General features: G+C 71.7%; 20 protein-coding genes. 14 read left to right on the top strand and 6 right to left on the bottom strand.

The genetic code is table 11. The annotated features are described in order from the left end of the window. Positions 1-19: 19 nt before the first annotated feature. Complete coding sequence (locus ACFWBW_RS11660) at positions 20-1531, bottom strand: DHA2 family efflux MFS transporter permease subunit (protein WP_385370691.1); 1512 nt, start codon at positions 1529-1531, stop codon at positions 20-22. A gap of 14 nt (positions 1532-1545) precedes the next feature. After that, on the bottom strand, positions 1546-2190 hold the full coding sequence (locus ACFWBW_RS11655) for an NADPH-dependent FMN reductase (RefSeq protein ID WP_385370690.1): 645 nt from the start codon (positions 2188-2190) through the stop codon (positions 1546-1548). A 114-nt stretch (positions 2191-2304) separates the two neighbouring features. Between ACFWBW_RS11655 and ACFWBW_RS11650 the strand changes: the two genes are divergently transcribed. The 5 genes from ACFWBW_RS11650 (at position 2305) to ACFWBW_RS11630 (ending at position 6928) form a co-directional block, all read left to right on the top strand. Continuing rightward, positions 2305-2958 carry a TetR/AcrR family transcriptional regulator gene (locus tag ACFWBW_RS11650; protein ID WP_385370688.1) on the top strand — a complete coding sequence of 218 codons (654 nt, stop codon included), beginning with the start codon at positions 2305-2307 and terminating at the stop codon, positions 2956-2958. A 112-nt stretch (positions 2959-3070) separates the two neighbouring features. Continuing rightward, positions 3071-4234, top strand: coding sequence for a serine hydrolase domain-containing protein (locus ACFWBW_RS11645; protein ID WP_385370814.1), 1164 nt, complete (start codon positions 3071-3073; stop codon positions 4232-4234). 189 nt (positions 4235-4423) lie between these two features. Further along, on the top strand, positions 4424-4969 hold the full coding sequence (locus ACFWBW_RS11640) for a GNAT family N-acetyltransferase (protein ID WP_385370686.1): 546 nt from the start codon (positions 4424-4426) through the stop codon (positions 4967-4969). Between the two features lie 65 nt (positions 4970-5034). Further along, on the top strand, positions 5035-5544 hold the full coding sequence (locus ACFWBW_RS11635) for a SigE family RNA polymerase sigma factor (RefSeq protein ID WP_385370684.1): 510 nt from the start codon (positions 5035-5037) through the stop codon (positions 5542-5544). A 112-nt stretch (positions 5545-5656) separates the two neighbouring features. Then, positions 5657-6928: a hypothetical protein gene (locus ACFWBW_RS11630; protein WP_385370682.1), complete on the top strand. Its 1272-nt coding sequence runs from the start codon at positions 5657-5659 to the stop codon at positions 6926-6928. Positions 6929-6971: 43 nt separating this feature from the next. On the opposite strand, the gene ACFWBW_RS11625 is transcribed toward ACFWBW_RS11630, so the two are convergent. Then, a complete protein-coding gene (locus ACFWBW_RS11625; RefSeq protein WP_385370680.1) occupies positions 6972-8639 on the bottom strand; it encodes a bifunctional 3'-5' exonuclease/DNA polymerase in 1668 nt (555 codons plus the stop codon). Between the two features lie 299 nt (positions 8640-8938). Here ACFWBW_RS11625 and ACFWBW_RS11620 point away from each other — a divergent pair, with 299 nt between their 5' ends. From ACFWBW_RS11620 to ACFWBW_RS11610, 3 genes are all read left to right on the top strand, one after another. Next, the gene (locus ACFWBW_RS11620) at positions 8939-10117 is read left to right on the top strand and encodes a DUF2786 domain-containing protein (RefSeq protein WP_385370678.1); all 1179 of its coding nucleotides are present in this window, start codon (positions 8939-8941) and stop codon (positions 10115-10117) included. Between the two features lie 587 nt (positions 10118-10704). Further along, positions 10705-12786 (top strand): FUSC family protein, encoded by a 2082-nt coding sequence (locus tag ACFWBW_RS11615; RefSeq protein WP_385370676.1) that lies wholly within the window; start codon positions 10705-10707, stop codon positions 12784-12786. A gap of 104 nt (positions 12787-12890) precedes the next feature. Then, positions 12891-13127 carry a DUF397 domain-containing protein gene (locus tag ACFWBW_RS11610; RefSeq protein ID WP_215011402.1) on the top strand — a complete coding sequence of 79 codons (237 nt, stop codon included), beginning with the start codon at positions 12891-12893 and terminating at the stop codon, positions 13125-13127. A gap of 120 nt (positions 13128-13247) precedes the next feature. On the opposite strand, the gene ACFWBW_RS11605 is transcribed toward ACFWBW_RS11610, so the two are convergent. Continuing rightward, complete coding sequence (locus tag ACFWBW_RS11605) at positions 13248-13736, bottom strand: ATP-binding protein (protein WP_385370674.1); 489 nt, start codon at positions 13734-13736, stop codon at positions 13248-13250. Positions 13737-14114: 378 nt separating this feature from the next. Here ACFWBW_RS11605 and ACFWBW_RS11600 point away from each other — a divergent pair, with 378 nt between their 5' ends. The 6 genes from ACFWBW_RS11600 to ACFWBW_RS11575 all read left to right on the top strand — a co-directional run bounded on the left by ACFWBW_RS11600 (position 14115) and on the right by ACFWBW_RS11575 (position 20978). Next, the gene (locus ACFWBW_RS11600) at positions 14115-14951 is read left to right on the top strand and encodes a helix-turn-helix domain-containing protein (protein ID WP_385370812.1); all 837 of its coding nucleotides are present in this window, start codon (positions 14115-14117) and stop codon (positions 14949-14951) included. Positions 14952-15088: 137 nt separating this feature from the next. Continuing rightward, a complete protein-coding gene (locus ACFWBW_RS11595; RefSeq protein ID WP_385370673.1) occupies positions 15089-16546 on the top strand; it encodes an aldehyde dehydrogenase family protein in 1458 nt (485 codons plus the stop codon). Between the two features lie 60 nt (positions 16547-16606). Further along, on the top strand, positions 16607-18685 hold the full coding sequence (gene mrdA, locus ACFWBW_RS11590; protein WP_385370671.1) for a penicillin-binding protein 2: 2079 nt from the start codon (positions 16607-16609) through the stop codon (positions 18683-18685). A 107-nt stretch (positions 18686-18792) separates the two neighbouring features. Further along, a complete protein-coding gene (locus ACFWBW_RS11585; protein WP_385370670.1) occupies positions 18793-19347 on the top strand; it encodes a DinB family protein in 555 nt (184 codons plus the stop codon). Positions 19348-19441: 94 nt separating this feature from the next. Beyond that, positions 19442-20194 (top strand): MerR family transcriptional regulator, encoded by a 753-nt coding sequence (locus ACFWBW_RS11580; protein ID WP_385370668.1) that lies wholly within the window; start codon positions 19442-19444, stop codon positions 20192-20194. An 85-nt stretch (positions 20195-20279) separates the two neighbouring features. Beyond that, complete coding sequence (locus ACFWBW_RS11575) at positions 20280-20978, top strand: DedA family protein (protein ID WP_385370666.1); 699 nt, start codon at positions 20280-20282, stop codon at positions 20976-20978. Between the two features lie 88 nt (positions 20979-21066). Here ACFWBW_RS11575 and ACFWBW_RS11570 read toward each other — a convergent pair whose 3' ends face one another. Together ACFWBW_RS11570 and ACFWBW_RS11565 are read right to left on the bottom strand one after the other, a co-directional pair. Continuing rightward, positions 21067-22779: a threonine/serine exporter ThrE family protein gene (locus ACFWBW_RS11570; protein WP_385370664.1), complete on the bottom strand. Its 1713-nt coding sequence runs from the start codon at positions 22777-22779 to the stop codon at positions 21067-21069. 254 nt (positions 22780-23033) lie between these two features. After that, positions 23034-23528: an inorganic diphosphatase gene (locus ACFWBW_RS11565; RefSeq protein ID WP_030756147.1), complete on the bottom strand. Its 495-nt coding sequence runs from the start codon at positions 23526-23528 to the stop codon at positions 23034-23036. Between the last annotated feature and the right edge of the window lie 134 nt (positions 23529-23662).

The raw sequence follows: 23662 nt of genomic DNA, 5'->3' as shown, positions 1-23662 counted from the left end.
GCGGCGCCGCGCCGGCCCGTCAGGGGTGGCGGGTGGGCAGTCGGGAGGCCGGTACGAGGGCCAGGGCGAGGAGGACCGCCGCGATCGCGTAGGTGGTGCGGAAGCCCGACGGGGTCGTGCCCGCGCCGCTCAGGGTGACCGAGAGGAGGGCCGTGCCGATCGAGGCGCCGATCTGGGAGTTGATGCTGAGGATCGTGCTCGCCGCGGTCAGGCGGGCCCTGGGGAGGTTCCGGCTCGCGGTGGTCATCGTCGGCATCATGACCATCCCGGCGCCTATGCCCATGACGGCCGAAGCGGTGACGAACCGCCAGGGCGCCGCATCCGGCGAGCCCGCCTGGAGGGCGGTCAGGGCCATGCCCAGGGCGCCCACCGCGATCCCGGCCCGGATCAGCCGGCGCGGGGAGACCTTGTCGACGCGGCGGGAGGCGATCTGCATGACCAGCCCGACGGCGAGCCCGGTCGGCGCGCCCAGGAGCCCGGCCGCCGTCGCGCTCATGCCGCGGCCCTGCTGCCAGTACATCGGTGAGAGCAGCATGGATCCGAAGTAGCCGCAGGTGAAGAGGGCGAGCGTGGCGATGCCCGCCCGGAAGGTGCGGTCGCCGAGGAGCTTCAGGTCGAGGAGCGGCTCGCGGGCGGTCAGGGCCCGGCGGGCGAAGGCGGCGACGAGCGCGGCCCCGGCCAGGGTGGGGAGCAGGGCGTCGGGTGCGGTGAAGGTGCCGCCCTCCCCGCCGCGGGCCAGGCCGTAGAGGAGCAGGGCGAGGCCCGGGGACAGCATCAGCAGGCCGGGTACGTCCAGCCGGGGCGGGGAGGCCGGGGTGCTCGGCGCGTCGGGGCGCAGCAGTTTCGCGGCGAGGAACAGGGCGACCGCCCCGACGGGCAGGTTGACCAGGAAGATCCACTGCCAGGAGGCCGAGTCGACCAGCCAGCCGCCCAGCACCGGGCCGGCCACCGGCCCGACGATGATGGGCAGCCCGAGCAGGGCCATCACCCGCCCGAGCCGGGCCGGGTCCGCCGTGCGCATCACCATGGCCATGCCGACGGGCATGAGCAGCCCGCCGCCGAGACCCTGTACCGCGCGGAAGGCGATCAGGCTGCCGGCGCTCCAGGAGCACGCGGCGAGCAGTGATCCGAGCGAGAAGAGGGTGAGGGCGCCCAGGTAGGTCCGCTTGGCCCCGAAGCGGCCCATGGCCCAGGCCGAGGCCGGGATGACGGCGGCGAGCGCGAGCGTGTACGCGCTGGCGGCCCACTGGATCGTCGCCAGGGGTGCGTGGAAGGCTTCGGAGAGTCGGTGCAGGGCGACGTTGACGATGGTCATGTCGAGCACCGCCATGACCGAGCCGACGATGACGACCCCCGCGGTGCGCCGGAGCCGGCGCGCGGATTCCGAGGTGGGGGAGTCGGTGGTGGTCGGGAGGTCCGCGAGTGTCGCGGGTGCAGCGGGTGCAGCGGGTGCAGCGGGTGCAGCGGGTGCAGCGGGTACCGCGGGTGCCGCGGGCCGGTCGGGTCCGCCGGATTCCTGAGCCGTACGCATCCTCCTGCCGCCCCTCAGCCCTGGTACGGGCGGCTCGCGCGGGCGTCGCGCAGCGCGCGGCCCCACCAGGCCAGCTGGCCGACCATGCCCTTGACCGCGCCCTCGGCCACGGCGGTGTCGCGCGGGACGCCGTCCGGGCCGAGCCCGGACCAGGGCCCGTGCAGGCTGACGGAGTCGCGGACGGTCACGGCGTGCAGCTCGGCGAAGACCAGCCGGAGCTGCTCGACGGCGCGCAGGCCGCCGCCGAGACCGCCGTAGGAGACGAAGCCGGCGGGCTTGGCGTGCCATTCCTCGCGGTGCCAGTCGATGAGGTTCTTCAGCACGGCCGGGAAGCTGTGGTTGTACTCGGGGGTCACGACGACGAAGGCCTCGGCGGCGGCCAGCCGCGGGCTGACCTCCGCGAGGGCGGCGGCCGCCCTCGCGTCCGGGGTGCCGCCCCAGCCGGGCATGACCAGCGGCAGGTCGACGTCGGCGAGGTCGATGAGGTCGAGGTCGAGGCCGCCGAGGGTGCTCGCGACCCCGAGGAACCAGTCGGCGACGGCGGGGCCCTGACGGCCCTCGCGCACGCTGCCGAGGATGACGGCGACGCGCAGCGGTGCGTCCTCGTGAGCGGTGGAGGAAGCGGTGTCGGAAGTGGTGTCGGAAGTGGTGTCGGGCATGGCAGGGTCCCCCTCGTTGGCGGGGCGGCCGTTCGGTACGGCCGCTCCTCCGGTAAAGTACAACGAGCGTTGTAAGAAATGCAACGATCGTTGTACTTTCTCTGTGGAGGCGAAGTGAGCACCGGAACCACCGCCAGGAAGCTGGAGAAGCAGCTCGCCATCGCGAGCGCGTCCTGCGGGGTCTTCGGCCGCGAGGGCTACGCCCGGGCCACGGTCGACGGGCTCGCCGCCGCGGCCGGCGTCTCGACCCGCACGCTCTACAACCACTTCCCGGGCGGCAAGGCGACGCTCTTCGCCGCCACCGTCACCTGGACCGCGGGACAGGTGCGCGACGCCCAGATCGCCCAGATCGAAGCCGTCCTGAACCCCGAACGCCCGCCCCGCCCCGAGGACCTGGAGCGGGACCTCGTCGACTTCGCCCACCGGGTCATCGGGCTCCTCACCGACTACGCCGACCACTTCGCGCTCGTCCGCCACATCCACGCCGAGGCCGACCACGTGCCGTCCGAGGTGCTGGAAGCCTGGGTGAACGCCGGTCCCGGCCCGGTGTCCCGCGCGCTCGCGGACGCGCTGGAGGGCCTCGAGGCCGCCGGGCTGATCGACGTGCGCGGCGACGCGATGCTGGCCGGCGCCCACTTCATGGCGCTGACCTCGCACACCATCTGGCAGCTGTCGCACTACGGGGTCGTGCCCCTGCCCGAGGAGCAGACCGACCGCCTGATCGCGGGCGGTGTGGGCGCCTTCCTGCGGGCCTACCGGGCCCATTGAGCCCGTACCGGCCCTTCCGGTCGCCCGGCCCCCAGCCCGGGGCTACGTTGGACGGGTGAGCACGACACGGTTGCGCAGGGCGGCTGTGGGAGCGGCCGCAGTGGGGCTCCTGATGGTGCCCGTGGGGGCCGGTGTCGGGTACGCGGTGGACGCACCGACACCAACGGCGGCGAGCAGTCCGGCCGTCACCGACGATTTTCCGCAGCTCACCCCCGCCGTGGCGCGGCAGTTGGACGACGCCATCCGGAAGGTGATGGACGAGGCCAAGGTGCCCGGGGTCCAAGTGGCCCTGTCGGCGCCGGGCAAGGGCGAGTACGTACGGGCCTTCGGCGTGGCGGACAAGGCCACCGGGGAGTCCATGACCGACGGCCTCAACATGCGGATCGGCAGCGAGACCAAGACCTTCACCGTGACCGCGATGCTGAAGCTGGTCGACGAGGGCAAGATCGGGCTGGACGACCCCATCGGCAAGTACATCGAGGGCGTCCCCAACGGCGACCGCATCACGCTGCGCGAGCTGGCGGGCATGCGCAGCGGACTGTTCAACTACTCGGCCGACGAGGACTTCTTCAAGGCGCTGACCAGCGATCCCCAGCGGCCCTTCACCCCGCAGGAACTGCTCGACTACTCCTTCAAGCACCCGGTCCTCTTCGAGCCGAACGCCGAGTTCTCCTACTGCAACACCAACCTGATCCTCATCGGGCTCGTCGTGGAGAAGATCAGCGGGCAGACCCTCGCCGACTACATCACCGAGGAGGTCATCGAGCCCGCCGGGCTGAAGAACACCCTCTTCCCGACCGGCGCCGAGTTCCCGGCCCCGCACGCCCAGGGCTACACGGACCAGACGGCCTCGGGGAAGACCGAGGACGCGGCCGACTGGAACCCCTCCTGGGGCTGGGCCGCCGGAGCGATGATCTCCGACCTCCCGGACCTGCGGAGATGGGCCAAGGTGCTGGCCACGGGCGAGCTGCTCACCCCCGCCACCCAGGCCGAGCGCCTCGATGTCGTACCGGCCCTGCCGGGCACCGGCTACGGACTGGGGATCTTCAACGTCCAGGGGTGGATCGGGCACAACGGCTCCATCCCGGGCTACCAGACCCTCGCCGTCTACGACGCGCAGTCGAAGGCCACCCTGGTGGTGCTGCTCAACACCGACATCTCGGCCGAGGGGGAGGAGCCGAGCACGCTGTTCGGCGAGGCCATCACCAAGGTCGTGACCCCGCAGCACGTCTACACCCTGCCGGCCCAGCCCGTCACCGGGGACGATGACCACTGACCACTGACCACTGACCACTGACCACTGACCGCTGGCCGCTGACCACACGGTCGGCCGGCGGCCTCGTCCCGTGCCGGCAGCCGGGGCCGGTCCCCTGCCGGGCCGGCCGTAGCGTAGGGCGACGCAGGTGGACGGGGAGCCCCCGCGCACAATGGCATCGGCGCGCGGGAGTGGACGAGGGAGAGCTGTATGAACGGTCGGACGACGCAGGGCGAAGTCCTGGGGGCGGGAGAGCCGGGCAAGGTGGTCCTGCGGGAGGCGGGCGAGGCGGATCTGGACACCGCCGCCGAGCTGTTCCGCGGCTACCTGGAGTTCTACGAGGTGGAGATCGTGGACCCGGAGCGTCCGCGCGCCTTCCTGGCGGAGCGGCTGGCAGCCGGGGATTCCTTCGTCCTGCTCGCCGAGGTCCCCGGCGAGGGCACGGTCGGCTTCACCCAGGTCTACTCGATGATCTCCTCGCTGGCCATGAAGCCCGCGTGGCTGCTGAACGACCTGTACGTGGCCCCCGCCGGCCGTCGTACGGGCGCGGGCCGCGCGCTGCTGCGCGAGGTGCTGCGCAGGGCGCGGGAGGCCGGGGTCTCGGGCGTGCAGCTGGAGACGGCGTACGACAACCTCGTCGCGCAGGGGCTGTACGAGGCGGAGGGGTTCGTCCGGGAGGAGTTCCACATGTACTTCCACGACCTCTCCGAGACCGGGTCCGCGAGCGGGGCGGAGACCGGGTCCGCATCAGTTTGAGATCGACTGAAACATTCCCGGCCTCCGTCGCGTCATTGGGGTGAGACGGACGCGAGGGGGAGCGGATGGGGTACGGACGCAGAGATGGGTTCCGTGAGTTCGCGATGGGCAGATCGGCGCATTTGTACCGGTCGGCCTGTCTGCTGACGAGCGGTGACACCCACCTCGCGGAGGATCTCGTCCAGGAGACCCTCGGGCGGATGTACCTGCTCTGGGGGCACGTCGCCCGGATAGACAATCCGGCGGCCTACGCGCAAACCGTGCTGGTGCGCACCTTCCTGACGCACCAGCGCCGCCGGTCGGCGGGGGAGCGTCCGGTCGGGGAGTTCCCCGACACGGGCGCGCCGGCCGGCGGTGATCCCGCGCTGCGGCTCACGCTGCTGGAGGCGCTGGGGCGGCTGGCACCGAAGGACCGGGCGGTCCTGGTGCTGCGGTACTGGGAGGACCGCAGCGTTGAGGAGACCGCCGACGCGATGAACGTCAGCTCGGCGGCGGTACGGACCCGCAGTTCGCGAGCACTGACCCGGCTGCGGGAGCAACTGGGCGGCTCGCTGGCGGAGTTCGCGGGGCGCTGAGCCCCTCGCCCGCGTGTACGCCCCTCTTCCTTCTCTCCTCTCCCTCCTCTCTCTCCTTTCTCTCTGCTTCTCCTCATTCCACGATCACTGTGAACGGAAGGCTTGATTCCGCATGCCCTTTGACGATGAGCTCGGCGAAGCCCTCCGGCGTACGGGTGAAGGCTTCACGGCCGAGGGCCGCGACCTCGTGGACGCCGGGGAGCGGCGCGGGCGGCGGATGGTGGCCCGTCGCCGGGCCGCCGTGGCCGGCGGCTCGGCGCTCGCCCTGGCCCTGATCGGCTCCTTCGGGGCCTACGCGAACGGGCTGTTCGGCCCGGGCGGCGGAGGCGACCGGGGCGAAGTCGTCGCGAACTCGCCGGAGCCGCCCGCGCCCCAGACGCCGCCGCCGGGCATGGACCGCGTCGGCAGCGGGGCCGTCTCCGCCGAGGAGATGGCCGGGGTGTTCAAGCAGCTGCTGCCGCAGGGCCGGCTCAGCAGGATCGAGTCGCGGGGCACGGCCGGCCGGGTGGGCGGCCCCGCGGTGACCGGAGTCTTCGAGGACGGCGAGGGCAAGGGCCGCATCGGCTTCAGCCTCAGCCGGGTGGACCCCAAGGGCGAGATGGCGGACGACATGCTGGCGTGCCCCGCCAAGGTCAATGTGAAGTACGACAGTTGCAGCTCGGAGAAGCTCCCGGACGGCTCCCGGCTGCTGCTCATCAAGGGGTACGAGTACCCCGACCGCCGTGAGGACACGAAGTGCTGGCGCGCCACGGTCGTGACCCCCCAGGGGTTCCTCGTGGACGCCCAGGAGTGGAACGCCGAGGAACAGAAGGGCGCGCCCGTCTCCCGCCCGACGCCGCCGCTGACGCTCGCGCAGCTCAAGGCGCTCGTCACGTCCCCGCTGTGGCACCCCGCCCTGAACGACCTGCCCGCCGCCGGCCAGTCATCGCAGCGGGACCCCGCCCGCACGGGGATGAAGGCCGTGGACATCCTGGACGGGATGCTGAAGAAGGACGGGCTCTCGGTCGTGCGCCGGGACGAGGACGGGTCCGACCTGGGCTACCTGGTGCTCGACGACGGCAAGGGCAAGTCGCTGGTCAGCCTCCAGATCCAGCCGGACAGCGCGAAGCGCCCGGGGATGTGGGACGAGCTGTTCGAGTCCGCGCAGACGCTGCCGAACGGGACGAAGTTCCTGACGCGCAAGCAGCCGGGGGAGAAGGGCGGGAAGGGCGTGCTCTGGTGGAGCGCCGAGGCGCTGCTGCCGAACGGGGCCCGGGTGATCGTGTCCTCCTTCAACGCCGAGAGCCAGTCCTCGGCGGCGACCCGCAAGGAGCCGGTGCTGACGGTGGAGCGGATGACGGAGCTCGCGACGAGCTCGAAGTGGGCCGCGGAGTACGGGCTGTAGGAGCGGGCTGGTCAGCGTGCTATTCGGCGGGCTGTTTGGCGGGCTATTTGGCGTCCGCGTAGCACTCGACCACCGCCGTGCTGAAGGGGAAGCGGACCGGGGTGTCGCCGAAGGTGATGCGGCCGGCCAGTTCGCCCGCCTCGCGGATCGCCGCCGCCACGGCCTGCGCCTCCTCCTCGGGGCAGTGGACGATGACCTCGTCGTGCTGGAAGAAGACCAGCTCGGCCCGCATCCCCGCCTCCGCGAGGGACCGGCGCAGCGCGGCGAGCAGGAGCAGCGCCCAGTCCGCGGCGCTGCCCTGCACGACGAAGTTGCGGGTGAAGCGGCCGCGCGCCCGGGCGTCGGTGGAGGCGTAGCTCGGGACGTAGCCGTCGGGGGCCTCCTCGGCCTCCTCCGGATCGGCCGCGGGCGGGCAGGTCCGGCCCAGCCAGGTCCGTACGAGCCGCCCCTCCTCGCCCGCCTTCGCGGCGTCGTCCACGTAGGCCACGGCCCGGGGGAAGCGGCGGCGCAGCGCGGCCAGGTTCTTCAGGCCGTCCCCGGAGGTCTGCCCGTACACCGCGCCGAGGACGGCGATCTTCGCCATGTCGCGGTCGCCGGCGAAGCCCTGGCGGGAGATGGACGTGTACAGGTCCTCGGGGCGGCCGGCCACCTCCATGAAGGCGGGGTCGCGGGAGATCGCGGCGAGCACCCGGGGCTCCATCTGGTCGGCGTCGGCCACCACGAGCCGCCAGCCGGGGTCGGCGACGACCGCCCGGCGGATCACCTTGGGGATCTGCAGGGCCCCGCCGCCGTTGGTGACCCAGCGGCCGGTGTAGGTGCCGCCGGGGATGAACTCGGGGCGGAAGCGGCCGTCGTGGACCCAGTCCGCGAGCCAGGACCAGCCGTGGGCGGTGTAGATCCGGTACAGCTTCTTGAACGCGAGCAGGGGCTCCACCGCGGGGTGTTCCAGGTCCTGGATCTCCCAGCGGCGGGTGGACTTGAGCTTGATCCCGGCCTCCGCGAAGGCCTTGATGACATCGGCGGCCAGCTCGGGCCGTACGCGCCGCCCGAACGCGGCCGAGACCTCGTCGGCCAGCTCCGCGAGCCGGCGGGGCTGGCCGCGGCCCGCGTACCGCTCGCCGAGCAGCTCGGTCAGCAGCGCCCGGTGGACGTCGGCCCGCCAGGGCAGGCCCGCGCGGTTCATCTCGGCGGCCACGAGGAAGGCCGCCGACTCGGAGGCCACGAGCAGCCGCATCCGGTCGGGGTGGGCGGTGGCGTCGAGCCGTTTCGCCTGGTCGGCGTGGACGGCGACGAGGGCGTCGAGCGGTACGGGGGCGGGCTGGGGGTCGAAGAGCGAGTGCTGGCTGCCGGGCTCCGCCGCGCGCTGCGGGGGATCGGGCGGCACGGGGGCGTTCGTCAGACGGGCCCATGCCGCTGCGGCCGAACGGGGTTCGCCGAGACGGCCCTCGTGGGCGAGCAGGAGCAGCTCGGCGTCCTCGATGTCGTGGCAGCGGTCCACGCGGGCGCCGGCGGCGAGGAGCCGGGGGTAGACGGCCTGGGTGGAGCGCCAGACCCAGCGGGTGCCGGCGGGGGCGGCGCGGATCGCCTCGGCGGGGTCGGTCGTGGTGACCCGGGCTCCGCCCGTGGGCCCGTCCGGGCCGTTCAGGGGCGCGGCGTGCCAGCGGCCGTCGCCGTCCTCGGCCAGGGCCCACCGAGGGGCGTGCTCGCTCATGAGTGCGAGTGTCCCACCGGGGTCCGACAGCGCCGATCCGCGGCGCGCTCGCACAGGTGTGCGTGTCGCTGTGTGGGCCGGGGTTCCCGCCGCGATCCTTGCCGCTGCGCGGGGCGGAGTCCCCTACCCGCCCTTCCACCGTTCCCCGGGCGCTGCCCCGGACCCCGGTCCTCAAGCGCCGGACGGGCTGGAGGGGCGCCGGGCTGTGCCCGGCCCCCCCCGGGGCTCCGCCCCGGACCCCGGAGCTCGGCCCTCACACGCCGGACGGGGTGGACGGGCGGGCATGCCAAGCTGAAGCAGTGAGAGACATAGTCGACCGGGCCTGCGAGGCCGCGCTGTACAACCAGGACGACGCCGGGCTGGACGCCGGGGCGTCGGTGCTCGTCGCCGAGGGGGACCGGTGGGGCGGGGTCGGGCAGGCGCTGCTCGCGCGCGGGGAGGAGTACGTGCGCCAGGCCTGGGAACGCGGGTGGCGGCCGGCCGACGTGCTGCGGCTCGTACGCCGGGACCTGGAGCAGCCGCACCTGCGGATCACCGAGGACCTGATCGCCGCCGAAGCCCGGCGGTACGCGCGGCTGCCCGAGCGGTGGACCGAGGCCGAGGTGTGGTGGGGGGACGACCCCCAGTACGGGGAGCGGCTGGTCCAGCGGGAGCGCACCGACCGCTTCAGCCTGGCCGGGGCCGTCCTGGAGGTGTTCCGGCTGCTGATCCGGCTGCCGTCCATCGAGCCGGTCGGACCGCTGCCCGGGGACCCCGCCGACGTACTCGAACACGCGCACATCGAGCCCCGCATGCTCGGCCGGATCCGGGCGCTGCTCGCGAAGGCCGAGGCGACCACCTTCCCGGAGGAGGCGGAGGCGCTCAGCGCCAAGGCGCAGGAACTCATGGCCCGGCACACCGTGGACGCGGCCCTGCTCGCGGTGAAGTCCGGCTCGGCGCAGATACCCGGCGCCTGCCGGATCGGGGTCGAGGCCCCGTACGAGGAGGCGAAGGCGGTACTGCTCGACGCTGTGGCGAGCGCGAACCGCTGCCGGTCCGTGTGGAACAGCGCCTACGAGTTCTCCACCGTCGTCGGCTTCGAGAGCGACCTGGAGGCGGTGGAGCTGCTGTACACCTCCCTGCTGGTCCAGGGCACCGCCGCCATGACCCGTGCGGAGGCCGGGCAGCGGGCGGGCGGGCGCAAGCGCACCAAGACCTTCCGGCAGTCGTTCCTCCTGGCCTACGCGAGCCGGCTCGGCCAGCGCCTCGCCGAGACGGCGGAGCACACGGTGGCCGACACCGTGGCCGAGGCCCCCGACAACCTGCCGGCCCTGGTCGCCCGGGACGTGGCCGTCACCTCGCGGGCCGAGGAGATGTTCCCCCGGACCACGACGACCCGGCTGCGCGGAGCGACCGACCTCGCGGGGTGGGAGGACGGCACGGCCGCCGCCGACCGGGCGCACGTGGCGAACGCCGCCCGCCCCTCGCTCCGCCCGTAACCCGACCCCCTCACGGGGACGCCGCCCAGGGCTACGCCCCCGGCCCCCTTGCGGGAGCGCCGGCCTGGGCTGTGCCCCTGGCCCCCTGCGGGAGCGCCGCCCAGGGCTGTGCCCCTGGCCCCCTGCGGGAGCGCTGGCCTGGGCTGCGCCCAGGCCGCCCTGCGGGGGCTGTCCCCTACCCGCCCTTCCGCCGTTCCCCGGGCTCTGCCCGGACCCGGTCCTCAAACGCCGGACGGGCTGGATACCTCCAGCCTCGCCGGCGTTTGAGGCGCGGGGTCTGGGGCGGAGCCCCAGGGGGTCCGGGGCGCAGCCCCGGGGAACGGGCGAAGGGCGGGTAGGGGACTCTGACCCGCGCAGCGGTGAGGGCTGCGGCGGGGACTTTGCCCGCGCAGCGGTGGGGGTGCGGCGGGGAGTGTGCCCCGCGCAGCGGTGGGGGTGCGGCGGGGACTCTGCCCCGCGCAGCGGGAAAGGTGGCTGTGGGGGCTTCGCCCCGTGCAGCGGCACGGGCCCGGGGCCGGGATCCGACGCGGAGGCCGGCCGGGCGCGGGCTCCCGGGTTCCGCCCGGCCCGCGGCTACGCTCGGAGCCATGAGCTGGGTCCGGGCGCTGAAGGACACCGCCCGGTCCGGGCTGCGGGTCGAGCGGACCCGCCTGCAACCCCTCGTCGCGCTCCGCGCAGCGGTCGGGCTCGCCATCGTCATCGGCGCCGGCCTCGCCTTCCTCGGCCCCGGCTCGGCCGCCAGTTCCGCCTTCGGCGCGTACATGGCGGCCGTCGCCACCTTCCAGAAGAGCTGGCGGCCCCGCCCCGTCCTCGCGCTCGCCGCCGGCCTGACCCTGGCCGTGTCCACCTTCATCGGCTACCTCGTAGGGTCCTCGCACACCCTGGCCTTCCTCCTGCTGCTCGCCGTGTGGAGCTTCGCGGCGGGCCTGATGTGGGCGGCGGGCCCCACCGCCGGCATGATCGCCTCCGGCAACGTGGCGATCATGCTGGTCACCGTCACCCTGCCCACCTCCGTGCCCCAGGCCGCCGGGCACGCCGCGATGATCGCCGCCGGCGGGGTGGTGCAGGCCCTGCTGATCGTCCTCTTCCCCATCCGGCGGTGGGGCGCGCAGCGCGACGCCCTGGCCGACGCCCTCGCCGCCGAGGCGGACTACGCGCGCCGCCTGCGCCAGGACCCGGTCGCCTCCTTCGACCCGCAGCCGCTGATGAGGGCGCGCGACGCCGCGACGGTGACGGCGCGCCAGGCCCGCCGCCGCCCCGCCGAGCTGCACGGCGCACGGGGGATCGCGGAGCGGATCCGGCCGGTGCTGGCCCTGCTGGCCGACCCGGCGGTCGGGGCTCCGGCCGAGGGCCCGGCGCGGGACCGGGCACGGGAACTGCTCGCAGCGGCCGGGTCGGTGCTGGACGCCGCCGCGTCCGCGATCCGGCGCGGTGAGGCGGTACGGCTACCCGGCCCGGCCCTGGCCGTACTCAAGGCCCCCGATACCGCCGACCTCCTCCAGGGCCCCGCGCTGCGCGCCGCGCACAGGCTCGCCGCCCTGCTGGACGGCGTACTCGACACCGCCGAGCCGGGCTCCGGGCGCACCGCCGATCCCGGGGAGTCGATGCTGCGGCCCACCCTGCGGGCGCTCGCGCCGATGGCGCTGGCCGCCGTACGGGCCGAACTGCGCCCCGGGTCGCCGATCCTGCGGCACGCCGTGCGGGTCACCGCCGTGGCCTGCGCGGGCTACGGCATCGGCCACGCGCTGCCGCTCGGCCACGCCTACTGGGCCCCGATGACCTCCGTCATGGTCATGCGGCCCGATTTCACGCAGACCTACACCCGGGCGGTCGCCCGCTTCGGCGGCACCCTGGTAGGGGTCGCCCTCGCCACGGCGGTGGTCCAGCTCGCACACCCGGGGATGTACGTGTCCGGGCTGCTCGCCGTCGTCAGCGCGGGCCTGATGTACACCTTCATGCGCACCGGGTACGCCGTCTCGATGGTCTTCGTCTCCGCCTACGTGGTGTTCCTGCTCGGCATGGGCGGCCTGCGCTGGGACCAGACCGTGCCGGACCGCGTCACCCTCACCCTGGTCGGCGGGGTCCTCGCGATGATCGCCTACGCCGTCTACCCGGCCTGGGAGACCCCGCGCCTGCGGACCCGGCTGGCGGACTGGGTGGAGGCCAACGGGCGGTACGCGGCAGCCGTGCTCGGGCAGTACGCCGACCCGGCCGGAGCCCGGCGCCAGGACGTGCGCGAAGCCCTGCTGGCGGTGCGCGACGCCCGGGTCGCCTGGCAGGACGCGGTGGGCCGGGCCGCGGGGGAGCCGGTGCGCCACCGCGGGATCTCCGGGGAGGCCGCCGAGGACGCGGGCCGGGCCCTGGCCGCGATGGGCCGCCACGCGATGCTGCTGGAGGCGCACTTCCCGGACCGCTCCCGGCCCCCGGTCCCGGGCGCGGCCGAGCTGGCCCGTGCGTTGCGCGAGGCGACGGAGGCGGGCGCCAAGGCGGTGCGGGAGCGCCGGGTGCCCGACTGGGAGGGGGTCCGCACGGCCCTGGCCGACGGGGACGCCCCCGACCCGGGCGTGCTGCGCGGTGCGGCGCGGCAGCTGCTGGACTCCCTGGAGGAGGTCTCCGACGCCCTGCGGACCCCTCCGCGCCCCGAGTCCGGGGAAGGTCGTCACCCTTAGTGGTGCTTTGCCTTCCGTTCGTGCACGTGCATCTGCCCATGCAGGCGTTCATGAACACAGCTATGATCCGGTGCAGTTGACATCTGCACTATCGGGGGCTTCCTGTGGACCACGCGTACAACGGGATGGCAGCTGCAGAGCTTGACGGGGTGACCTGGCAGAAGAGCAGACACAGCAACTCGCAAGGTTCCTGTGTGGAGTTCGCGAAACTGCCCGGAGGCGACGTTGCCATGCGCAACTCGCGGTTTCCGGACGGACCGGCACTCGTGTACACGCCGGCCGAGATAGAAGCGCTGCTGCTGGGTGTCAAGGACGGCGAGTTCGACCACCTGATCGGCTGAAGACCAGCCCAAGATCAGCCATGCACGTGCAGCGGCCGGGATTGATCGCCATGATCAATCCCGGCCGCTTGTCGTATCTGTGGTGCTTGTGCGGTGCTTGTGCGGTGCTTGTGCGGTGATTCAGTCCTGGAGCGTGAACAGCGCCCAGACCACCTTGCCGGTCAGCCGCCCCGCGAGCGGATGCCAGCCCCAGCTGTCGCTGTAGGAGTCGACGAGGAAGAGCCCGCGTCCCGACTCCAGGTCGCAGTTGCGCTCCGTCGCCTCCGGCGCGAAGTTCCCGCCGGGCCGGTCCTCGCTGGGGTCCCGCACCGCACACACCAGTCGGGTGCTCCACCGCATCAGGTGCAGGCGCACCGGCGGCTCGCTCTCGCCCGGGGCGGGCGGGCAGTCGTCCGGGAGGGCGTGGCGCAGCGCGTTGGTGACGAGTTCGGAGACGACCAGTGCCACGTCGTCGAACCGGTCGTCGAGGCCCCACTGGGCAAGGGTGGAACGGGTGAAGGTGCGTGCACCGCGCACCGCTTCGAGGCGGGCGGGGAGGGCGCAGGACGCGGACCCGGAGACAGCCGTGGGGTCGACCGGGGGAAGCCCCTGCCGTAACGGCTCGAGCATGGTCGATCCATTCGTCCCCATGCGAGGCACTCCCGGGATTCGAAAGAACTGCGGGGCACGCAGGTGCGCGGGACCATGGTTCCGAATGACCGAGCCGGATGCAAGGGCAGATGCACGTGCACGCGCCGGACCTGTCCGGTCCCGTGACGGTTCTTGCTCATTTCTTCCTACGCATACTTACGGACTTCTTTTACAGCGAGGCCAAATCCGTTACAGAACGAGTACGGACAGATGCGTTTTGGTGGCAGACTGCGGGCTTTGAGGGGCACGGGGGCCCCTGCGACGCAGCCGGACGCGCAGCCACACGCGCGTCTGGCGTACGTATCCATCCACGCATGGGGAGGGGCAGGACTCGTGACCGCAGAAGCCAGTGGTTCTGTGGTGCGCCGCATCCTCCTGGGCTCCCAGCTCAGGCGACTCCGAGAATCCCGCGGCATCACCCGTGAGGCGGCCGGTTACTCGATCCGCGCATCCGAATCGAAGATCAGTCGCTTGGAGTTGGGAAGGGTGAGCTTCAAGGCCAGAGACGTAGAGGACCTCCTCACGCTCTACGGGGTCACGGACGGCGCGGAGCGGGAGTCCCTCCTGGGACTGGTCCGCGAGGCCAACGTGGCCGGCTGGTGGCACAGCTACGGCGATGTCCTGCCGGGCTGGTTCCAGACGTACGTGGGTCTGGAAGGCGCCGCCTCCCTCATCCGCATCTACGAAGTCCAGTTCGTGCACGGCCTGTTGCAGACCGAGGCCTACGCCCAGGCCGTGGTCAGCCGCGGCATGCCCGGCGCCGGCCGCGCCGAGATCGACCGCCGGGTCGCACTGCGCCTGGAGCGCCAGAAGGTACTGGTCTCCGAGAACGCCCCCGTCTTCCACGCCGTCCTCGACGAGGCCGCGCTGCGCCGCCCGTACGGCGACCGGGACGTGATGCGCGGTCAGCTGGAGCACCTCATCGAGATCTCGCAGCGGCCGAACGTGCACCTGCAGGTCATGCCCTTCTCCTTCGGCGGTCACGCCGGCGAGAGCGGCGCCTTCACCCTGCTGCGCTTCCCCGAGTCCGACCTCCAGGACGTCGTCTATCTGGAACAGCTCACCAGCGCCCTCTACCTCGACAAAGACGAGGAAGTGGGGCAGTACGAGCGGGCGATGCTGCGTCTCCAGAACGACTGCCCGGACCCCGACAAGACCCGGGATCTCTTGCGCGGCCTTCTCCAACTGTCTTGATTCACACGTACTATGACGTCCGATCAGACCGTGACGCCTGATCGGAGCATGACGATGACCCAGATGGCCCAGATGACGCAGACGGCAACTGGGGCCCCGGTGCAGCGCAAGGAAGCGCGTTCGACGTAAGGGATGGCATGTCCATATTCGAGGACCTGGCTCACCAGTACATCGACGGCGAATGGCTGGCCGGGACCGGGTCGTGGGACATCATCGACGTCAACCCGTACAACGGGGAGAAGCTCGCGGCCATCACCGTGGCCACCGTCGAGCAGGTCGACCAGGCCTACCGGGCCGCCGAGCGGGCCCAGAAGGACTGGGCCGCCACCAGCCCCTACACCAGACGAGCCGTCCTGGAACGCGCCCTGCGGATCACCGAGGAGCGCGAGAAGGAGATCGTCGAGGCGATGATCGACGAGCTCGGCGGGACCCGTCCCAAGGCCGAGTACGAGGTCTACCTCGCCAAGGAGTTCATCCGCGAGGCCATGCAGCTGGCCGTCCGGCCCGAGGGGCGCATCCTGCCCTCGCCGGTGGAGGGCAAGGAGAACCGGGTCCAGCGCCTGCCCGTCGGGGTCGTCGCCGTGATCAGCCCCTTCAACTTCCCCTTCCTGGTGACGCTGAAGTCGGTCGCCCCCGCCCTGGCCCTCGGCAACGCCGTCGTCATCAAGCCCAACCAGAACGCGCCCGTCGTCGGCGGCGGGGTCATCGCCAAGATCTTCGAGGAGGCGGGCCTGCCGGCCGGCCTGCTCAACGTCCTGGTCACCGACATAGCCGAAATAGGCGACGCGCTCCTGACCCACTCCGTCCCCAAGGTCATCTCCTTCGCCGGCTCCGACCGGGTCGGCCGGCACGTAGGCGCGGTCGCCGCCCGCCACTTCAAGCGGACCGTCCTGGAACTGAGCGGCAACAGCGCGCTCGTCGTCCTCGACGACGCCGACCTCGACTACGCGGTGGACGCCGCCGTCTTCAGCCGCTTCGTCTACCAGGGCCAGGTCTGCATGGCCGCCAACCGGATCCTGGTCGACGCCTCGGTCGCCGAGGAGTTCACCGAGAAGTTCACCACCCGCGTGCGCGCCCTGAAGACCGGCGACCCGCACGACGCCGACACCCACATCGGCCCGCTGATCAACTCCTTCCAGGCCGACGCCCTCACCGCGCTCGTCGACCGCGCCGTCGAATCCGGTGCGCAGGCGCTCGTACGCGGCTCCACGCGCGGCAACCTGGTCGAGCCGACCGTGCTCGCCGGGCTCCCCGAGGACTCCCCGCTGCTCGGCCAGGAGATATTCGGCCCCGTCGCCCTCCTCGTCGTCTTCGACGGCGAGGACGAGGCCGTGCGCCTCACCAACGCGACCCCGTACGGACTCAGCGGCGCCGTCCACACCCGGGACGTGGAGCGCGGGGTCCGCTTCGCGCAGCGCATCGAGACCGGCATGATCCACGTCAACGACTCCACCATCGGCGACGAGCCGCTGGCGGCGTTCGGCGGGGAGAAGGCCTCCGGCATGGGCCGCCTCAACGGCGAGGCCACCGTCGAGGCCTTCACCACCCAGAAATGGATCTCGGTCCAGCACGGCCGGACGCAGTTCCCTTTCTAGTCCCCGGGGCCCCCTAGACTCGGGCGGGTCAGGCGAGGACCAGTCCGGGGGAGAGCCGAGTTGAGCAACATACCGGAGACCGGGCGCACACCCCGGGTCCAGAACCGGCTCGTCATGATCCAGATCGTGGTGTTCTCGCTGCTGCTGACCCTCGGCGGGCGTCTGTGGTACCTGCAGATACGCAACGGCCAGGAGTACACGGACGAGGCGAAGAACAACCACACCCAGCAGGTGGTCCAGCCCGCCGTGCGCGGTTCGATCCTCGACTCCCGCGGGATCCCGCTCGCCGACAACGAGACCCGCATGGTGGTCTCCGCCAGCCGCACCGAGCTCTCCAAGATGAAGGACCGCGGCAAGGGCGTCCTCACCGAGCTCGCCGGGGTCCTGGGCCTGGACCCCGAGGAAGTGGTCAATGGCGTCCGGCTGTGCGACTCCAAGACCCCCAAGCCCTGCTGGAACGGCTCCCCGTACCAGCCCATCCCCATCACCGACGAGGCGACGACCGACCAGGTCCTGGAGATCCGGGAGCACGCCGAGCAGTTCCCCGGCATCACCGCCGAGCCCACCGCCCTGCGCCGCTACGCCGGCCCCGACGGCGCCAACACCTCCCAGGTGCTCGGCTACCTCTCCCCGGTGACCGACGAGGAGATCACCAAGGCGAAGGGCTCCGACTCGCCGTACCTGCGCTCCGACCAGGTGGGCCGCAGCGGCCTGGAGCGCACCTACGACAAGGACCTGCGCGGCAAGGCGGGCATCACCCGCTACGAGGTGGACAACCTCGGCCGGATCATCGGCGAGGGCACGAGCGACAAGCCGCAGCCGGGCGCCAACATCGTGACCTCGATCGACTCGCGCGTGCAGGCCGTGGCCGAGCGCGAACTGAACAGCGCGATGATCGAGGCCCGCAAGGGCATCGACAAGAACAACACGGGCCGCCACTACGAGGCCGACTCGGGCGCCGTCGTGGTCATGGAGGCCAAGACCGGCCGGGTCGTCGCGATGGCGTCCAACCCGACGTACGACCCGAACGCCTGGGTCGGCGGGATCTCCGCGAAGGACTACGCCTCCCTCACCGACAAGGAATCGAACTACCCGCTGCTGAACCGCGCCATCCAGGGCCAGGCGGCCCCCGGCTCGATCTTCAAGGTGGTCTCCTCGACGGCCGCGGTCAACGCGGGCTACCCCTTCAACCGGCTCTACGGCTGCCCGAGCTCGTACTCGGTCGGCAGCCAGGTCTTCACCAACTTCGAGTCCCAGGGCTACGGCAACATCACCATCGGCAAGGCCCTGGAAGTCTCCTGCGACACCGTCTACTACGCCATCGCCGACCAGGAGTGGAAGAAGGACGGCGGCATCAAGCCCAAGGCCAAGCCCGGCGACTGGTTCTTCAAGACCGCCCACGAGTTCGGCCTCGGCAAGCGCACCGGCATCGACCTGCCCAGCGAGGTCCCGGGCCGGGTCCCCGACCGCCAGTGGAAGAAGGACTTCTTCGAGGCGAACAAGTCCGCCTGGTGCCGCGACGGCAAGAAGAACGGCTCGTACGCCGAGAAGATCGCCTACGAGAACTGCCGCCAGGGCAACCAGCTCCGCGAGGGCGACGCGATCAACTACTCCATCGGCCAGGGCGACACCCTCGTCACCCCGATCCAGATGGCCTCCGTCTACGCCGCCATCGCCAACGGCGGCACCCTGCACCAGCCCAGCATCGGCAAGGCCGTGGTCAGCGCCGACGGTACCTCGGTGCGGGAGATCGCCCCGAAGGAACAGGGCAAGCTCCCCATGAACGCCAAGCTCCGCAAGGACATCGACGGCGCCCTCGCCGACGTGGCCACCACCGGCAGCGCGGCCTGGCGGTTCGGCGGCTGGCCGCAGAAGCAGATCCCGATGCACGCGAAGACCGGTACGGCCGAGGTCCAGGGCAAGCAGACCACCTCGTGGTTCGCCTCCTACACCGAGGACTACGCGATCGTCATGACCATCTCCCAGGGCGGCACCGGCTCCGGAGCCTCGGGACCGGCCGTCCGCAAGATCTACGAGGCGATGTACGGCCTCGACGCGAAGGGCGCCCAGGACCTGAAGAAGGCCCTGCTGCCCAAGCCGCAGAAGGAACTCCCGCCGGTCCGCCAGGAAAACCAGTGATTCGGGGGATTCCGAGGAATCCGGGGATTGCGGACAGGAACTGACCGCAAGGGTTCGTAGTGTGGTTCTTGTCAGCAGGAGCCCCACCACGAAGGCGGTAGGTCAGCATGGTCACTCACGTCCCGGCGGAGTCGTACGGCGACGAGCGCGGCGCGCTCCTGAGCTTCGTGGAGGCCCAGCGCGGGGCCCTGCGCCGTTCGGTCCTCGGCCTGACCCCCGAGCAGGCCGCGAGCCGCCCCAGCGCGAGCGAGCTGTCGCTGGGCGGGCTGCTCAAGCACGTCGCCGAGTGCGAGCTGAACTGGCTGCGCATGGCGCAGCAGCGGGTCAACGAGCGGGAGCGCACCCAGGAGACCTGGGGCGACAGCTTCAAGCTCCTCGACGGCGAGTCCGTCGAGGAGATCCTCGCCTTCTGGGACGGGGTCTCGGCGGAGCTCGCGGAGTTCATCGCCTCGGTCCCGAGCATGGACGACACCTTCCCGCTGCCCCCGGCGCCCTGGTTCCCCAAGGACGGCAAGGTCTCCATGCGCTGGCTGCTCCTGCACCTGGTCGAGGAGGACGCCCGGCACGCCGGCCACGCGGACGTCATCCGCGAGTCCCTCGACGGCAAGACGGCCTTCGAGCTGGTGGCCCTGGCCTCCGGCCGGAGCCGGCCCGCGGAGTAGGCGCAGGAGGCGGGGCCCTCGGCACCGGGACTTGCACCTCACGTGGCGTGAGGGACCAGGCTGGACGCGTACCCGAGAAGAGGAGCGGAAAGCGATGGGCTACTCCGTGGGCCAGGTCGCCGGATTCGCCGGAGTCACGGTGCGCACGCTGCACCACTACGACGAGATCGGGCTGCTCTCCCCGAGCGGCCGCAGCCATGCGGGACACCGGCGGTACGACGACGCCGACCTCGACCGGCTGCAGCGGGTCCTGTTCTACCGGGAGCTCGGCTTTCCGCTCGAAGAGGTCGCGGTCCTGCTGGACGACCCGGAATCGGACCCCAGGGAGCACCTGCGCCGGCAGCACGCCCTCCTGACCGACCGGATCGCCCGGCTCCAGCAGATGGCCGCGGCCGTCGAGCACGCCATGGAGGCGAAGAAGATGGGCATCAACCTCACGCCCGAGGAGAAGTTCGAGGTCTTCGGGGATTTCGATCCCGAGGGGCACGCCGAGGAGGCCGAGCGCCGCTGGGGCGACACGTACCGGGAGTCCGCCCGCCGGACCGCCTCGTACACCAAGGAGGACTGGCTGCGGATCCAGGCCCTCGCCGAGGACATCAACCGGCGGTTCGCCGCCCTGCTGGACGCCGGGGCGTCCGCGGAGTCCGAGCAGGCCATGGACCTGGCCGAGGAGCACCGCGGCTGGATCAACGGCAGCTACTACTTCTGCACGTACGAGATCCACACCGGCCTCGGCGAGATGTACGTCGCGGACGAGCGGTTCACGGCGTACTACGAGGCCGTGCGGCCCGGACTCGCGGTGTTCGTCCGGGACGCGATCCTGGCCAACGCGGTCCGCAAGTCGTAGCGCCGGTCCCCTGGAACCAGGCGGGGGCGGTGTGCGTTCATAATTGGACGGACACCCCCACCTGATCCAGGAGAGCCCGGAACCCGTGAATACGCTTGCGCTCGGCCCCGAGTGGATCTCCCCGGAGTACCTGATCGGGCAATTCGGCCTGGTCGGCACCCTGATCATCGTGTTCGCCGAATCGGGGCTCTTCGCCTTCCTGCCCGGCGACTCCTTGCTCTTCACGATGGGCCTGTTCGTCGCGAGCGGCGCCGTCAGCCAGCCGCTGTGGCTGGTGTGCACCCTGATCGTGATCGCCGCGATCATCGGTGACCAGGTCGGATACATGATCGGCAAGGTCTTCGGCCCGAAGATCTTCAACAAGCCGAACTCCAAGCTCTTCAAGCGCGAGAACCTCGACGCGGCGCACGAGTTCATGGAGAAGCACGGCCCCAAGGCCATCGTGCTCGCGCGCTTCGTGCCGATCATCCGCACCTTCGCGCCGATGGTCGCGGGTGCCACCGCGATGAAGTACCGCACCTTCCTGACGTTCAACATCATCGGCGGCGTCCTGTGGGGCGCGGGCGTCACGATCCTGGGCTACCAGCTCGGCCAGTTCGAGGTCATCAAGAACAACGTCGAGCCGATCTTCATCGGCATCGTCCTGATCTCGGTCATCCCGGTGATCTTCGAGGTGCTGAAGTCCCGCAAGCAGAAGAAGGCGGCGGCCGCAGGCACCGAGCCCGGCGCCGGCGAGGACCCGCAGGCCCCGGGCCAGCGCAGCGGCCGCCACGCGAAGCGCTAGGACCCGCCCGAAGCCTCGTACGATGCCCCGCCGACCGGTAGCCCCGGTCGGCGGGGCATCGGCGTTCCGGGGCCCGTCGTGCAGCCCCCTAGAACCCGCGGGTGCGCTTCGCCGCGCCGCGCTTGGCCGCACTGGCCGCGCCGGGGATGCGCATGAACAGGCGGGACGTCTCCGAGCCGAGGTTGACGCCGATCGCGATGGCCAGCGCGATGGCCGCGGCGTTCGTCAGCGAGCCCAGCCCCTCGTTCAGCCGGTTCTCGGCGATCAGCAGCAGCCCGTAGTACGTGGCCGAGCCGGGCAGCAGCGGGCCGATGGCGGCCGTGACGAAGGGCAGGGCCGAGGAGAACCGGTGCCGGGCGAGGAGCTGCCCGAAGAGGCCGACCAGTCCGGCGGCGATCGCGGTGGACGGCACCGGCGGCATCTTGGCGGCGTAGTGCAGGGCCCCGTAGATCACCCAGGCGATCCCGCCGTTCAGCGTCACGAACCACACGGTGGAACGTTCCTGCTGGAGCAGGATCGCGAACGTGAACACCAGGACCATCGAGGCGGCGATCTGGAGCAGCGGCCGCTGCTCGATCTGCAGGATGTCCTCCGGCTGCGGATTGGAGCCGAACTGGACGCCGACGTAGAGCACCACCAGGACGCCCATGATGATGCCGATGAAGAGGTACATCACCTCCAGCAGCCGGGCGGAGGCGGTGATGTAGTAGCCGGTCAGACCGTCCTGCACGGCCGCGACCAGGGCCCGCCCCGGCAGCAGGGCGAACAGCCCACCGGTGATGACGGCCGAGGAGCGCACGTCGAGGTCGGTCATCTTCAGGGCCACGCCCATCGCGGCCGGCGGCATCGCCGCGACCACGAACTGGTAGAACTCCGGCAGCCCGCGCCCGGCGCACAGCCAGGCCAGCCGGTCGCCGAGCACCGCCCCGAGTGCGGCTGCGAAGAACACCAGCACGCCACCGCCGACCAGCGTGGAGGCCGCGCCGGCGAGCAGGCCGGCGGCCCCGGTGAGAACCCAGCCGGGGTACGGGTGCCGGTTGCGGCGGATCTCGGCGAGCCGGCGGTAGGCGTCCTCCAGCGAGATCTCGACCTCGTGCGCGGTGATGTCGTTGACGAGGGCGAACACGGCCGAGAGCCGGGTGTAGTCCGTGCCGCGGCGCCGGACGGTGCGGTTCGCCGACACCGGGTCGTCCACCAGGGAGGGCTGGTGGGTGATCGACAGCAGGGTGAAGGTGACGGTGGGCTCGCATCGGTCCAGGCCGTAGCTGCGGGCCACGGCGAACATCGCGGCCTCCACGTCCTCGGCGCCCTCGCCGCCCGAGAGCAACAGCTCGCCGATGCGCAGCGTCAGGTCGAGCACGCGCCCCACGGCCGGCCCGGTCTCCGCGGCCAGCCGCTGCGAGGGCTCCGGCACCGGCCGGATGTCGACCGGCATGCGCAGCACCGTGCGCATGCGGTCCTGCCAGGGGGACTCTTTCAACCGGGTGACGGGGAAGCCCGGAGGGCCGGTGTAGGCCGGCGGGGAGTGGGCGGCGCTGTAGGTGTGCGGCATGGCGAACGCGGACGCCGGCCCATCGGGGTCCACGGGCACCGACGCGAGCCCGTCGGGGACGGCGAACTCCGAGGTCGGCTGGTCCTCCTCGGTCACCTCCGGGTCCACCCCGACCCCGTCCGGCACGGAGAAGGCGCTGTGCGCCTCGTCCGACTTCGGCTTCCGGTCCTCGGTCCCGGATCCTTCGCCTTCCGCCACGCGTCCTCCAGTCCCCGACCCAGCCGGTATCAGTATGCGGAACCCTTCCATCCACGGCGAAACAGGAATCTGCCCCGCAGCTGAACTTTCAGCCCGACCAACGATCTTTCAAATCCAGCCCCGCCGGCGTTTGAGGCGCGGGGGTCCGGGGGCGGCGCCCCTGGGAAACGCACCCGCACCCGCCCCGCACCCGCATCCGCACCGCACCCGGACACGACGACGGGCGGCACCCCGTTCAAGGGGTACCGCCCGCGGTGTCACAGGGGGCCGACGGGGCATCCCGTCAGCCCGTTACCGAGCGGAGCTCAGTGGTGGCCGCCCTGGGCCTCGAGGCGCTTGAACGAGGCCTCGATCTCGGCCTCGGCCTCGGTACGGCCGACCCAGTTCGCGCCCTCGACCGACTTGCCCGGCTCCAGGTCCTTGTAGACCTCGAAGAAGTGCTGGATCTCCAGGCGGTCGAACTCGGACACGTGGTGGATGTCGCGCAGGTGCTCCACACGCGGGTCGGAGGCCGGCACGCACAGCAGCTTGGCGTCGCCGCCCGCCTCGTCGGTCATGTTGAACATGCCGATCGCGCGGCACTTGATCAGGCAGCCCGGGAAGGTCGGCTCGTCAAGGATGACCAGCGCGTCCAGCGGGTCGCCGTCCTCGCCGAGGGTGTTCTCGACGAAGCCGTAGTCGGCCGGGTAGCTGGTCGAGGTGAAGAGGCGACGGTCCAGACGGATCCGGCCGGTCTCGTGGTCCACCTCGTACTTGTTCCGCGAACCCTTGGGGATCTCGATGGTGACGTCGAACTCCACGTCCTGCTCCTCCATGATCAGCTTCAGCAGCTTGATTGCTTCGAGACTGCGTTGATTCGCCTGCGTGCGTGGCCGACCCGGCCCTGCCGGGTGGGGTGCCATGCTCGCGGCAAGACGCAATGGTTAAGTGTCCC

The organism is Streptomyces sp. NPDC059957 (assembly GCF_042730015.1).
In the GTDB taxonomy this organism is placed as follows: domain Bacteria; phylum Actinomycetota; class Actinomycetes; order Streptomycetales; family Streptomycetaceae; genus Streptomyces.
The sequence above is the reverse complement of the archived record's forward strand: the minus strand, read 5'-3'. Positions and strand labels throughout refer to the sequence as shown.